Origin of the sequence: Viridibacterium curvum (genome assembly GCF_039544165.1) — a bacterium.
Classification (GTDB): Bacteria; Pseudomonadota; Gammaproteobacteria; order Burkholderiales; family Rhodocyclaceae; genus Viridibacterium; species Viridibacterium curvum.
In genome coordinates, this window is sequence record NZ_BAABLD010000008.1 from 136,483 (window position 1) to 148,066 (window position 11,584).

General features: G+C 60.4%; 12 protein-coding genes. 4 read left to right on the forward strand and 8 right to left on the reverse strand.

Features of this window, described 5'->3' with window-relative positions:
- Positions 1 to 23: 23 nt before the first annotated feature.
- The 4 genes from ABEA02_RS08325 to ABEA02_RS08340 are packed head-to-tail and all read left to right on the forward strand — an operon-like array spanning position 24 to position 3,596.
- A complete protein-coding gene (locus ABEA02_RS08325) occupies positions 24 to 770 on the forward strand; it encodes a phytanoyl-CoA dioxygenase family protein (RefSeq protein WP_345532433.1) in 747 nt (248 codons plus the stop codon).
- 19 nt (positions 771 to 789) lie between these two features.
- Positions 790 to 1,629, forward strand: coding sequence for a phytanoyl-CoA dioxygenase family protein (locus tag ABEA02_RS08330; protein ID WP_345532434.1), 840 nt, complete (start codon positions 790 to 792; stop codon positions 1,627 to 1,629).
- 51 nt (positions 1,630 to 1,680) lie between these two features.
- A complete protein-coding gene (locus ABEA02_RS08335; RefSeq protein WP_345532435.1) occupies positions 1,681 to 2,751 on the forward strand; it encodes a zinc-binding dehydrogenase in 1,071 nt (356 codons plus the stop codon).
- 8 nt (positions 2,752 to 2,759) lie between these two features.
- Positions 2,760 to 3,596: an SDR family oxidoreductase gene (locus ABEA02_RS08340; protein ID WP_345532436.1), complete on the forward strand. Its 837-nt coding sequence runs from the start codon at positions 2,760 to 2,762 to the stop codon at positions 3,594 to 3,596.
- Between the two features lie 7 nt (positions 3,597 to 3,603).
- Here ABEA02_RS08340 and ABEA02_RS08345 read toward each other — a convergent pair whose 3' ends face one another.
- Genes ABEA02_RS08345 through ABEA02_RS08380 form a run of 8 tightly spaced genes read right to left on the reverse strand, consistent with a single transcriptional unit; the run spans position 3,604 to position 11,581 of the window.
- Positions 3,604 to 4,854 carry a TIGR04372 family glycosyltransferase gene (locus tag ABEA02_RS08345; protein WP_345532437.1) on the reverse strand — a complete coding sequence of 417 codons (1,251 nt, stop codon included), beginning with the start codon at positions 4,852 to 4,854 and terminating at the stop codon, positions 3,604 to 3,606.
- 1 nt (position 4,855) lies between these two features.
- Positions 4,856 to 5,863, reverse strand: a complete 1,008-nt coding sequence (locus ABEA02_RS08350; protein WP_345532438.1) for an NAD-dependent epimerase — start codon at positions 5,861 to 5,863, stop codon at positions 4,856 to 4,858.
- 50 nt (positions 5,864 to 5,913) lie between these two features.
- Positions 5,914 to 6,996 (reverse strand): MraY family glycosyltransferase, encoded by a 1,083-nt coding sequence (locus ABEA02_RS08355; protein WP_345532439.1) that lies wholly within the window; start codon positions 6,994 to 6,996, stop codon positions 5,914 to 5,916.
- Positions 6,997 to 7,052: 56 nt separating this feature from the next.
- Positions 7,053 to 8,228: a DegT/DnrJ/EryC1/StrS family aminotransferase gene (locus tag ABEA02_RS08360; RefSeq protein WP_345532440.1), complete on the reverse strand. Its 1,176-nt coding sequence runs from the start codon at positions 8,226 to 8,228 to the stop codon at positions 7,053 to 7,055.
- Positions 8,228 to 8,884, reverse strand: coding sequence for an acetyltransferase (locus tag ABEA02_RS08365; protein WP_345532441.1), 657 nt, complete (start codon positions 8,882 to 8,884; stop codon positions 8,228 to 8,230). Before ABEA02_RS08365 ends, ABEA02_RS08360 begins: the two co-directional genes overlap by 1 nt.
- A complete protein-coding gene (locus ABEA02_RS08370) occupies positions 8,881 to 9,483 on the reverse strand; it encodes a sugar transferase (protein ID WP_345532442.1) in 603 nt (200 codons plus the stop codon). Before ABEA02_RS08370 ends, ABEA02_RS08365 begins: the two co-directional genes overlap by 4 nt.
- The gene (locus tag ABEA02_RS08375; protein WP_345532443.1) at positions 9,480 to 10,598 is read right to left on the reverse strand and encodes a glycosyltransferase; all 1,119 of its coding nucleotides are present in this window, start codon (positions 10,596 to 10,598) and stop codon (positions 9,480 to 9,482) included. Before ABEA02_RS08375 ends, ABEA02_RS08370 begins: the two co-directional genes overlap by 4 nt.
- A 20-nt stretch (positions 10,599 to 10,618) precedes the next feature.
- Positions 10,619 to 11,581, reverse strand: coding sequence for a glycosyltransferase (locus ABEA02_RS08380; RefSeq protein ID WP_345532444.1), 963 nt, complete (start codon positions 11,579 to 11,581; stop codon positions 10,619 to 10,621).
- Positions 11,582 to 11,584: the final 3 nt, after the last annotated feature.

Genomic DNA, 11,584 nt, shown 5'->3' on the forward strand with positions numbered 1-11,584 from the left:
CAGACCTCTTATTGGAGAACCCCATGCACAGCATTCTGGAAAGCGTCAAGGAAAGCCCCGGCTTCACGACTGGCCTGAGACTGTCAGACGATGACCTGGTCCTGGTGAAGAATGCCATCTCGGAGCACCTGGCCAATCACCTCGCACGGATCGAACCCGATAAAGTCCCACTGCTGCAAACAACAGCGCTGGACATGTACCACACCATCGCCGGGCAGCTGCCCCACGACAAATTGCTGACACGCCAGTCCCGGATCCTTGCGCAGACTGCTGTGGACGCGATCCGGACGACCTCGCTGTTCAGGCAGCTCGAATCGCAACTCGGCGCTTTCGAAATCTCCGACGAAGAGAACGTGGGGCGCGAGAGCATCTCGATCCGGCTGGTTCGCCCCGGCTTCGACACTGACGTGGGCTCGTTGCACGCAGACGACTGGTTCTGGAAGCTCTACGACTTCCCTGTTCCCACGGGTAAACGCAGGGTCAAGATCTGGATTGCCATCTGTTGCGAACAAGGCAAGAGTGGCCTGATCCTGTGCCCGAACTCACACAAACGCGACTGGGACTATTCGGTCATCGAGCGTGCCGGCATGTCCAAACCCCTGCTGTCTCCAGACGAGAACCCGGACAAGCAGATTTTTCAGAGCAAGCCCGGAGACGCAGTCGTCTTCAACTACGATCTGCTGCACGGCGGCATGGTGACACGAGGTGAAAGAACTCGTGTCAGCATGGAGTTCACCATGCTGATTCCCGAAGACGTTTATCAACACTGACCGAATGCACCAGCCAAACATGGACCACATCGACGAACTCTCCCAGCACTTCCTCCGCAACGGCTGGTTCGTGCTGGAACTCGAAAAAGGTGAACGTTCTTTTGTGCATGAGGTACGCGCCGCCATGCTCGCCGAACTGCAGGAGAAATGGGTACCCGGTCTCAAGTCGCTGGATGAGTACCACCTGCATGTCGAGGACGATGCACGACACATCGAGATACAGGCCGCCCTCTCCAGCTTCTATCAGGCCTCCGAATTCGGACCGAAGCTGATCGAGGAAAATCTGTCTTTCTTCAAATCGCTGATCGGGCCGGACCTGCATGTGCAGAAGTTTCCGTACCTGCGCATCGCACGCCCCGGCAAACCGCAAGACAACATCGGCATACATCGCGACACGCACTACGGCTCCAGTCCGTTCGAGCTGTCGGTCAGCATTCCGTTCACGGACAACGGCGAACTCGGATCGCTGGGCGTAGTGTCGGGGACCCATCTGATGTCGGAGGCGGCATTACCGGTGACGCAGTTCAAGAGCGAAGACGTGGAGCGCGGCTCGGTCAAGCACAAGCTCGGCTTCCTCTACTCGCCCAAGCTGATGTCGGATGAGGTTCGCGCCTCCGTCACCCCTGTTCCGCTGCGGCCGGGTCAGGCACTGGCTTTCAGCCTGTCGCTGGTACACGGCCAGGAAGTCAATCGCTCCGCCATCACGCGCTTCCAGAGCGACATCCGCGTCGTCAACTCGATGGCGCCGATCCAGTGGGAGCGCAGTGTGCACGCGGATTACTACAAGCCCCTGTGCGCCTCCGCACTGAGCCAGCAAGCCCGGATTTATCTCGCCGCCAATCAGGCTGCTGCCGAGTGACCTCCCCCGGAAACGAAACGTCGTAATTGAAGCGAGCCTTGCCAGATGAAAATGAACGCAGCCGTCCTCGAAAAACTCAATGAACCGCTCGCCGTAGTCGCCGATATCCAGATCCCAGAACTCGCACGTGGCCAGGTGCTGGTGCGTGTCGCCTACAGCGGCGTATGCCACAGCCAGCTCATGGAGGCGCGTGGCGCACGCGGAGAAGATCGCTTCCTGCCGCATCTGCTGGGCCATGAAGGTACTGGCGTGGTGGAAGCCGTTGGCGAGGGCGTCACCAAGGTCAAGCCGGGCGACTGGGTGGTGCTGGGCTGGATCAAGGGCCTGGGGCTGGATGGGGGCGGCGCGCAGTATCTGCATGCCGGCCGCAAGATCAACGCGGGCGGCGTAACCACCTTCAACGAGCATGCGGTGGTGGCCGAGAACCGTCTCGTCCACTTGCCAGAGGGCATTCCCCTCGACGTCGGCGTGCTGTTCGGCTGCGCGTTGCCAACGGGTGCGGGCATCGTGACGAACACCATCAAACCGGTCCCTGGTAGCAGCCTCGCCGTGTTTGGTCTGGGTGGCATAGGACTGAGTGCGCTCATGGCGACACAGCTGTTTGATTGCCGCCAGGTCATCGCCATCGACATCAACCCCGACAAGCTGGCCTTGGCGAAAGACTTTGGTGCTACCGTCACCATCGACGCACGTAATGAGAACGTCGCCGCACGGCTTCGCGAACTTACAGGCGCAGGACTGGACTACGCGGTGGAGGCCACAGGCCTTTCATCCACCATCGAACTGGCCTTTGAATCGGTGCGTCGCGGCGGCGGCCTGTGCGTCTTTGCCTCGCACCCGGCACACGGCAGCCGCATCAGCATCGACCCGTTCGAACTGATTTGCGGCAAGCGCCTGCAGGGCTCCTGGGGGGGTGAATGCAAACCCGACGAAGATATTCCGAAATTTGCCGAGCTCTATCGCCAGGGCCGTTTGCCACTGGAGCGATTGATCACCAAGCGCTACCGACTGGCCGACATCAATGAAGCACTCGACGATCTGGAAGCACAGCGCGTCGGCCGCCCGCTTCTCGAAATCTCGCCCGAATTGAACCAACGCTATCTCGCGGACCGGCAAAAATGAGATCCGCATTGCTGATCGGCGGAGACGGCCTGATCGGTCGGGCTTTGGCGCAGACGCTCCAAAAATCCGGCGTTCAGGTTGCTACGACTTCTCGCAAAGGAAGCGAGGGCAGCATTGCGCTGGACTTGAGCCAATCGATCAGGCTTGAGGGCCTGCCCGATTGCGACACGCTCTATCTGTGCGCTGCCATCAGCCGATTCGCTGCGTGCGAACAGGACCCGGCACTCGCCAAGCGCGTCAATGTCGACGCCAACATCGCATTGGCGGAACACTTTCTTTCACGCGGCGCCCATGTTGTGTTTCTCTCCTCCAATGCTGTCTTCAACGGTCAGCACGAAGCACCCGCCGAAGATGCACCGATGTGCCCGATCAGTCTCTACGGCAGCTTGAAGGCTGATGCAGAAGCTGCTCTGACAGACATCGCCAGGCAATACGGCGCCGGACTGTCCATCGTCCGCATGACAAAAGTATTCAGCGCACAGGTTCCACTGCTCTCTGGCTGGCTGACGAAGCTGCGCGCGAATCAGGTGATCGATGCATTTTCGGACATGACGCTCAGCCCGATCTCGCTCGCCTACGCGATCGAGGGCCTCAAGCGCTGCGGCGATCGCAAGCTGGGAGGCATCGCACATCTCTCTGGCGGGACTGAATGCAGCTACGCCGAATTCGCTACTGCGCTGGCGCGGTCCGTCGGCCGCGATACAAATCTGGTCAGTGCAACCCCGAGCCCCCAGTCTTCAGCTCCGGTACACAATCGCCTCGCCATGACCCACACCGCGACAAGGCTGGCCATGACGCCACCCGGCCTCGACAGCACGCTGCGCGATCTGCTCCAAGCGGCCTGATGGCCACTCAGCCGACCTTGAGCTTGTCCTGATGCTTCCGCAGGAAGCGGGCGCCCGTGCTTGATGCCGCCTTGTAGGCATAGTCACCATCACGCAAGCTGTCAGAGAACGCTGCCTGCAATCTGAGCGCCTCGGGGTCGCGCACTTCGCTGTCGAGACTGTCGAACATTTCCAGCGTCAGATCCAGTATGTCCTCGGCACTGTTCTCCTCCGGCACGACACCTTCCGCCAGATACTGCGAGTAGTACTGCGCACTGCCCAGGCCCTGATCGATCAGGGAACGCATACTCACGTAGGCTTGTTCGGTGCTTGACCAGATCAGCTTGGGAATCGAAATATCCTGTCGTTCGTAACCCATGGCCGTGATGGGAATCATGTTGGCCAAAGCGGAGGGGACACCAAAGATTGTCCCGACGATTGCAATGCCGGATGTGTTGCCGAGAATGAAGCGGCTGCGCGCACACAGATAGATATCGAGACGCGGCGAGCGCAATGGGTGGTGTGCGTAGTCGATGGTCTGCGGCATCGCAGGCATCGGCGTCATGCTCGGATCGCCCAACCGGATGACCCAGCCTCCCCGCCTGACTATCTCTTCAACTGCGAGGCAGGTATTGTGGATGTCTGCGTTGCGATGACGGTGGAGCTCTTCATCAACTGGAGAGAAGCCGGCCTCACGCACATGCAGGCACACGAACCAGGCATCCCGCGGCACGCCCATCAGCTCAAGCTGCTGCGCCCCCCACTCTATGTCCTCAGCCGAAAGCTGCAGAACGGGAGGACGTCGCCCCCAGTCGCGGTACACGCGATAGGCGGATTGGGTTCTACCAATTGCGCGCATGTAGCTGGAGGCATCATGCATTCCCAGCTTCCAACGCGTGGCGCTCTGGATCACGAAGCAAAGCAGCCGGCTGCGGATCACCAGGAAGTGAGGCTCCCAATAACGCAGCAGATGGCTGTTCGCTACGCGATGCGAAGGCGCAAGCATCACCCACTTGCGGGCCGGAACCAATCCGAGCGCCTGATCCCTGAGCAAACAATCAGGCTCGATGGCGAGGTGCCCGATACGATCGAGGAAGAAGTCGACACGTCTGAATCCGGCAACATGCAGGATGACAGTGAGCGGCAGCAACAGCAGCCCGATCACGCTGCCCAGCATTTTCAAACCGAGCTTCTGCGCGAGCACTCTCAGCGGATAAGCGCGCAGACGCGTGTATTCAAACTCCAGCCGTCTGCGCAAAACCTGCCATCGGCTGCCCATGTCAGGCGTTGTAGTAATCGCGATACCAGGACACGAAGCGCGCGACGCCATCCGCCACACTGGTCGAAGGAGAAAAGCCCGTCCACGCTGTCAAGGCATCCGTGTTGGCGAAGGTCGCCGGCACGTCACCGTCCTGCATCGGCAGGAAGTTCTTCTTCGCTTCACGCCCCGTCGCGTTCTCGATGGCCTGGATGAAATCCATCAACTCGACCGGATCGTTGTTGCCAATGTTGAACACACGATAGGGAACGCGACCACGCCCCGGATCAGGATCCTCTGCATTGAAGTCAGGATCTGCTTCAGCGGGACGATCCAGTACACGAATCACACCCTCGACGATGTCATCGACATAGGTAAAATCGCGGCGCATCTTGCCATGATTGAAGACATCGATGGCGCGCCCCTCGAGAATCGCCTTGGTGAAAAGGAAAAGCGCCATGTCCGGACGCCCCCACGGTCCATAGACCGTAAAGAAGCGCAACCCTGTGGTCGGCAAGCCATAGAGATGACTGTAGGTATGTGCCATCAACTCATTGGCTTTCTTTGTTGCCGCGTACAGGCTGACAGGATGGTCAACGCTGTCCGACTCGGAAAATGGCATCTTGGTGTTGCCGCCATAAACGCTGGAGCTTGATGCGTAGACCAGGTGTCCGACCTGGTTGTGGCGGCAGCCTTCAAGGATGTTGACGAAGCCGACAAGATTGCTGTCCGCATAGGCGTGCGGGTTCTTGAGTGAGTAGCGCACGCCGGCTTGCGCGGCGAGATGAATCACCCGATCAAATTTCTCTTGCTCGAACAATGTCTCGATGCCTGCGCGATCCGCCACATCGAGTTCAATGAACCGGAATCCGGCTTTGCCTGCCAAACGCGCAAGACGATCGCGCTTGAGCTGCGGGTCATAGTAGTCGTTGAGGTTGTCGATGCCGACAACGCTGTCACCCCGCTGAAGCAGACGCTCAGCGCAGTGCATACCGATAAAGCCGGCTGCGCCGGTCACAAGGATTTTCATCAAGATATCCGTAATGAAAGTCGGAAGTTAAACACTCCGCCCAACCTGTCTCAATGCCCTGGCCCCAGCAAGGAGTCCCGCAACTCTGGGGAATGTTGAGACAAGGCATCTGAGCGCGTAACGGGCGGCACGGACTGCCCGGCCTTGAGAATGATGGCTGCAGCCAAGAGTGGCAACAGCGCCAGCAGACAGAAAAGTATCGCCAGGCCAGGCCAGAATTGTGACGCCAGAGCCCAAGGCAGCAACCAGAGGTAATTGATCCACTGCGTCGTCAGGGTAACGCGGCGGTGACCCCAGCGGAGGGCTGCGTGCTGATATGCATGAGTACGATGCGCCTCATACCAGCGCCGCCCGCTCAGCATGCGGCGCAGTAGCGTAAATGTTGCATCCACGATGAACACACCGCCCAGGATGAGCCAGATCCAGATGCTGGTCTCCGCGCGACAGACTGACGCCAGCGCAATGACCGTCAAAACAAAGCCGAGAAACCCGCTGCCCGCATCACCCATGAATAGCCGGGCCGGTGGCCAGTTGAAAATCGCAAAGCCGAGGCAAGCAGCCGCCAATACGGGCGCCTCCAGTGCCGAGCCCCCGCCGACCATGATCAGCAGCGTGCCGCCAAGAGACAGGAAGATCGCCTCAGACACGGCGAGACCGTCGATGCCGTCCATGAAATTGTAGAGATTGAGACCCCAGGCAAGACCAAGCGTGTACACCGCAAAGGCCGCTGCCATTGCCAATTCTCCACTCCAGATCCATGGCAGGTCATGGCTTCGCTGCAGCAGCCCGATCGCCCCTGCGGAGACAACGAGATGGATGAGCAGCTTGACGAGATTGCGCACTGGCTTGCGATCATCGCGAAAACCCAGCAGCGCAATGCTGCCACCACCCAGCACGTACACGACACACAAATCCGTCGGCATCACACCCATCTGCTGCAGAAAGAGCGCTGACAGCAGAAAGCTCATTACGAAGGCTACGCCACCACCACGTGGTGTCGGAATGGTGTGGGAGCTACGCGCATTGGGAATGTCCAGCATGGAGCGCGAAATGGCATAGCGTCGCATCGCCGCAGCGCCGGCCCAGGCAACGAGAAAAGCCATCAGTGCCAGCATGGCTATGGTCCAACTCATGATGTGCGCTCCGGAATCAGGGCAAGGAGAATGATAATCTCATTCCGCCCCCCGGATCACCTCATGCTCTGCCGGGCAATCGAGGACACTCGTTGCGCCATTTCATGCATGGCCGTCGAGTCCAGGGTCGGATGCAGCAGGAGACACAAGCTGGTCTCGCCCAGTTCCCTTGCGCCGGGCAAGGGAGCCTCGGGCCCCCAGGCTCTGTCGGTGAATGCTTTCTCGAGATAGATCTCTGAACACGAACCCACAGAACACGGTACCCCTGCGGCTTCGATCTCGGCCATCAAGCGATCACGTGACCAGCCCGGCGCCAGGCAGTCTCTCTCTACGAACAGGTAAAACTTGTACCAGGCGTGCTCGCAGTGCGCCGCGGGTTGTGGGATACGGAACACAGGCAGTTGCGACAGGGACTCGATCAGGACAGCTGCATTGGCCGCTCGCTGGGCACGCCATTGCGGAAGGCGCCGCAGCTGTATGCGCCCCAGGGCCGATTGCATTTCCGTGAGCCGCCAGTTGGTACCGAACGACTCGGTCAGCCAGCGAAACCCCGGAGCGTGCTCTCGCTCGAATACAGCCTCATAGCTTCGCCCGATATCCTTATAGGCCCAAGCGCGACGCCACGCGGTCTCGTCATCCAGTGCAAGCAGGCCGCCTTCGCCGCCGGTTGTCATGATTTTGTCCTGACAGAACGAGAATGCGCCAGCATGACCCAGGCTTCCCACGGGGCGCCCCTTGTAGAACGCGCCGTGCGCCTGCGCACAGTCTTCGATGACAATCAGGTTTCGCTGCGCCGCGAGTGCCATGATCTCGTCCATCTCGCAAGGCCAGCCCGCCAGATGCACTACCACCACTGCACGTGTTCGAGGCGTCAGTACGGCAGCAATGCTCTCTGCGGTAATCAGCTGGCTGTCGCGATCCACATCCGCAATCACCGGCACCGCACCGCGCATCACTGCGCAGCTTGCTGAGGCCACGTAAGTACGCGCCGGCACGACCACTTCGTCGCCCGCACCGATGCCAAATGCCTCCAGCGCCAGCTCCAGGGCCAACGTGCCGTTAGCCACCGCCACTGCAAACTTGCGGCCAAGGTAGTCCGCATACTCGCGCTCGAACTGTCGCCCTTCTTCTCCCGTCCAGTAATTCACCTTGCCCGACCGCAGCACCGCAGAAGCAGCTTCAACCTGCTCTTCGTCGTATTGCGGCCACGGCGCCATACAGAAATCACTCATCACGCATCCTGCCAATTCATATCACGCACCCGCACACAACTCGCAGGCACTCCTACCACGGTTTCATTCGCCCCCACGGGGTTGATGACGCAGGCACCACCCCCGACGCGCGACCACGGACCGACTTCAATCCCTTGCAGCACGGTCGCCCCCGCACAGACCTCGGCCCCCTCGGCGAGCCGCGCAGCGCCGCATAACGTTGCGCGTGGCGCCAAGGTTCCCCAGTCCGCCACTTCGCAATCGTGCGAAATGACGGCCGCCGTATTCACCAGCACATGCTGCCCAAGTCGCACGTCCGTTGTCACAACCGCCGCCACCGCAATCATGCTGCCCGCGCCAATCGTGACCCGTGCACCGATTCGGGCCTCTGGATGAACCAGTGTGGCGAAATCACGCACACCCGCAGCCATCAGCCTTTGCACCACCTTGCGCCGCACCGCCGGCGACCCGATCGCAACGGTCACGGCGCAACTGCGACCCTGCAACCAATCTGGCTTGCCAAGCACCGGCACGCCAGCCAGTTCGCGCGGCGCAGTCCAGGCATCATCGACAAAACCCGACAGATTCCAGGTCGGCTTCACCGCATTGATGTCGCGCACGAGCTGCAACACCTCACGGCCATGGCCGCCTGCGCCGACAATGACAAGATCCATCATTCGCGTTGCTCCTCACTACCCATGAACTCAGGCATGGTTACATGTCCGGTCGCACTGACATCCGATCCGCCAAGCACACGCTTTACCGTGCGCCACAGAATCCTGAGGTCCAGCCACAAAGATTGGTTCTCCACGTACCACACGTCCAGTTCGAACTTCTCTTCCCAGCTCAACGCATTGCGCCCGTTCACCTGCGCCCAACCTGTAATGCCGGGGCGCACCTCATGACGCCGTGCCTGACGAGGCGAGTAACGCGGCAAATACTGCATCAGCAACGGGCGCGGGCCGACCAGACTCATGTCGCCCTTGAGCACGTTCCACAGCTGCGGCAGCTCGTCCAGGCTGGTCTTGCGCAAAAAACGGCCGAATGCACCCAAGCGCACCTCATCGGGCAACAGATGGCCCCGAGCATCACGCGCATCGCTCATCGAACGAAACTTGCAAAGCATGAATGGCTGGCCATTCAAGCCCGGACGCTGTTGACGGAACAGGACAGGAGCACCCAGATAGCGACGTACCAGGATTGCCACGACAAGCATCACCGGCCACAAGCATAGCAACATGGTCCCTGCTGTCAGGCAATCGAGCAAACGCTTCATGATTTTTCCGTCACTGCGACCAGGTAGTGCGCAAAGGCCTCAATGACCTGGGGTGCTGCGAAATCGCGCATGGCGCGCTCGCGCGCCGCAACCGCATATTTCTCACGCAAGGCACCGGATGCGGCGAGCCGTGCCATGCCGGCCTGCAGTGCCGCCACGTCGCCAGGTTCATGCAACAAGCCGCCCTCACCATCAAGCAGCGCCCCTTCAATGCCATAGATGCGAGACGCAAGCGCTGGCAGGCCGCAGGCCGCCGCTTCAAGTATCGAAGTTGGAAAGCCCTCTCTGTAACTCGGCAGACAAAACACATCCGCCGCCTGCATGAAGGCCTCCGGCGTTGCAGTAAAGGCTTCGAAATGCACGCGCTCACGACAAGCCGAGAGAATGACCTCCAGCTCTGTCCGTAGCCCGCCCTCGTCTGGCCCGACAAGGAAGAGACGGACACTCGCCTGAAGTGCTGCCAAGCCTGCAAAAGCGCGAGCCAGATCCAGCACACCCTTGTCGCGATTGAAGCGCCCCAGGAACAGGAACGCCACCTCCTCGGCTCCCACACCCAGGCTTTGCCGTAACGATAATCGCGCAGCGGCATCCGGCTTGAAGCGCGACGCGTCGACACCACATAACGAACCGTGCAGCAATACGCGCGACTTGTCCGCTCGCACGACGCCTTCGCGCAAAAGGAACTGCCGTTGTGGCTCGCCGTCCACCAACACGTGTGTGGCGACACTCGCTGTCAGGCGATCAATTGTCTTGAAGACCCAGCGCGCCGCCCCGCTACGCGTTGCCCAGACCTGGCCCGTAAAAACATGGAGCCGCACGGGAACACGAGCAATGAAGGCCGACAACATTGCCAGCAAACCTGCCTTGGGGGTTATCGACAGGACTGCATCGAATCGTTCGCGGCGTAGTCGCCGCGTCAGCATCCATAAGGCCTTGACGTCTGCCAGCAAATGAACTGGGCGCACAATCGCAACAGACTGAACATCCACCGCCAAGCCATGGCGGGCCAACAGATCCGTATCGTTCGTGTTGGCAAACACGGTCAATCGAAACACCCTGCACCACGCAACAATATGGCCGAGCAAAAAGGCCCTGATCGTCATCTCGCTCGACACGACGACTGCCAGCCTGCGCATCAGGATTCCCCCACTCGCGACGCTGCGCCAGAGAATCGTGCAACGCAGCCCTGAATCCCACCCCACAGCTTGGCAACATCCAGCGCAGGCGCCAGCAACAAGGCCAGCGCTACAGCTGCAGGCGACGACAACCATAACCGTCGGTCACTGCGACGCAGCGGGTCCGCGACTCCGCGCCCCAACAAGTAAAGCACGCCCAGAAACCATGCCGCAGGAATAACGACGCCTGCAACGCCCATTGCGAGCAAAAGGCAACTAAGCAAGCGCGATCGACCGCCCACACCAGCCAATACGGCGTACTTCTCATAGACACGCCACTTGCGGATGGCCGCAGCGAACGATGGGGGGAAGAACATGTAGTGGATCAGCGCTCGCGGTGCTCGCCCGCGCTTGCCACCTGCAGCGTCAAAGCCTTTCGTCCAGCGCAAGTCTTCGCCAGCCCGCAGGTGTTCCGCAAACAGGCCAGAGCGCCGCACAGCCTCCTGCTTGAACAACGAGCCAACCAGGGCTGGCCGCTCGGCGCCTTGTCCATACGACAGACCACACAGCGCGGCACCAAGTACCCCCGTCCCTTGAAAGCGGCATTGCGCATAAATGGCGTCCAGGCCATCACTGCCATCGAGCGCTTCGAGCATTTCCTCCAGCCATTCCGGCGACAAGCCCAGACCGGCGTCGATGAATGCAATGCGGCGCGCGGTGCACTGCGCAAGTCCACGATTGCGTCCTCCTCCTGGCAACGCACCGGGTGACGACAACACCTGACAACTACCTCCCTCCCATGCGGCAGCCTCCCACCACGCGCTGACGATGCGTGCGGAACCATCCGACGATCCCGCATCCGAGAACAGCAACTCTCGTGGTCGCACGGTCTGCGCGGCCAGGTCGCGCAACAGGAAGGGCAAGGTTTCAGCCTCGTTGAGCATGGGAATGATGACGGCAACGTCGGCAATGCGCTCAGCCATGAT

What these genes read in the sequence shown, in the direction of transcription:
- ABEA02_RS08325 (WP_345532433.1), top strand. Translation starts at nt 24, where the DNA reads ATGCACAGCATTCTGGAAAGCGTCAAGGAAAGCCCCGGCTTCACGACT.
- ABEA02_RS08330 (WP_345532434.1), top strand. Translation starts at nt 790, where the DNA reads ATGGACCACATCGACGAACTCTCCCAGCACTTCCTCCGCAACGGCTGG.
- ABEA02_RS08335 (WP_345532435.1), top strand. Translation starts at nt 1,681, where the DNA reads ATGAACGCAGCCGTCCTCGAAAAACTCAATGAACCGCTCGCCGTAGTC.
- ABEA02_RS08345 (WP_345532437.1), bottom strand. Translation starts at nt 4,854, where the DNA reads ATGGGCAGCCGATGGCAGGTTTTGCGCAGACGGCTGGAGTTTGAATAC.
- ABEA02_RS08350 (WP_345532438.1), bottom strand. Translation starts at nt 5,863, where the DNA reads ATGAAAATCCTTGTGACCGGCGCAGCCGGCTTTATCGGTATGCACTGC.
- ABEA02_RS08355 (WP_345532439.1), bottom strand. Translation starts at nt 6,996, where the DNA reads ATGAGTTGGACCATAGCCATGCTGGCACTGATGGCTTTTCTCGTTGCC.
- ABEA02_RS08360 (WP_345532440.1), bottom strand. Translation starts at nt 8,228, where the DNA reads ATGAGTGATTTCTGTATGGCGCCGTGGCCGCAATACGACGAAGAGCAG.
- ABEA02_RS08365 (WP_345532441.1), bottom strand. Translation starts at nt 8,884, where the DNA reads ATGATGGATCTTGTCATTGTCGGCGCAGGCGGCCATGGCCGTGAGGTG.
- ABEA02_RS08370 (WP_345532442.1), bottom strand. Translation starts at nt 9,483, where the DNA reads ATGAAGCGTTTGCTCGATTGCCTGACAGCAGGGACCATGTTGCTATGC.
- ABEA02_RS08380 (WP_345532444.1), bottom strand. Translation starts at nt 11,581, where the DNA reads ATGGCTGAGCGCATTGCCGACGTTGCCGTCATCATTCCCATGCTCAAC.